This window comes from Alcanivorax sp. HI0044 (assembly GCF_001634945.1).
Window position 1 is genome coordinate 1 of record NZ_LWEZ01000645.1, and the last position, 809, is coordinate 809.

Below are 809 nucleotides of genomic sequence, written 5' to 3' on the forward strand. Positions count from 1 at the left end.
GCACTGGCATGCTGGTGCTGGACCAACATGATCGGCAACGGAAAATCCTCAGGAAGCGCGGACAGGATGCGCGTATAGGCATTCAGCCCACCCCAAGACGCGCCCATCACGATTGCCCTGACTGCTCCCTTGCAAGTGCTCACGATGAGTGGCCGCTGCCCTCCTCACCCCGGGTCTTGCCTGCTTCATAGGCGGCCCGATGTGCCTGGGCTTCTTTGAGTTTGGCTTGCAGTTCACGGCGCTGCTTGTCCAGCCCCAGAAAAAAATCCACCTTGCTCTTGAGGATCAACGGATCCAGGGGCTTGAACAGATAATCCACGGCCCCGGCCTGATACCCTTTAAAAACGTACTTCTTTTCCTTGCTAATCGCCGTCACGAAGATAATGGGGATAGTCTGGGTGTCCTTGCGCTGGCGCATCAGCTCGGCCACTTCAAAACCGTCCATGCCCGGCATCTGCACGTCCAGCAGCACCAGGGAAATATCTTCCTTAAGCAGAATTTTCAGCGCCTCCTGCCCGGAGTGCGCTTTCAGGAGGGTTCGCCCCTCCCCTTCGAGGACTGCCTCAAGCGACACCAGGTTGGCCGGCTGATCATCCACCAATAGCAGTTTCTGCTCAATCATCGGTTGTCTCTAGTCATGCGTGGTGTGGAAACTGCCGTTTGCGAAAAATGCGCAACGGCTTGTTGATAACATCGAACGTGTCTTCCTGGCCGCTGAACCGCAGGCTTTCCTTGGTTCCCAGGCACAGGTAGCCGCCCATATCCAGGCTCTCACTAAACAGCCTGATCACCCTCTCCTGCAGAGGCCT

2 protein-coding genes are annotated in these 809 nt (G+C 56.7%); both read right to left on the minus strand.

Features of this window, described 5'->3' with window-relative positions:
• Positions 1-107, minus strand: a 107-nt coding sequence (locus tag A3730_RS07800) for a chemotaxis protein CheB (protein WP_304439478.1), incomplete at its 3' end; no start/stop codon positions are given.
• A gap of 32 nt (positions 108-139) precedes the next feature.
• Positions 140-622, minus strand: coding sequence for a two-component system response regulator (locus A3730_RS07805; protein WP_063520038.1), 483 nt, complete (start codon positions 620-622; stop codon positions 140-142).
• Between the last annotated feature and the right edge of the window lie 187 nt (positions 623-809).

Excerpts from the sequence above, each read along its gene's own strand:
- A3730_RS07805 (WP_063520038.1), bottom strand. The coding sequence starts at position 622 with ATGATTGAGCAGAAACTGCTATTGGTGGATGATCAGCCGGCCAACCTG.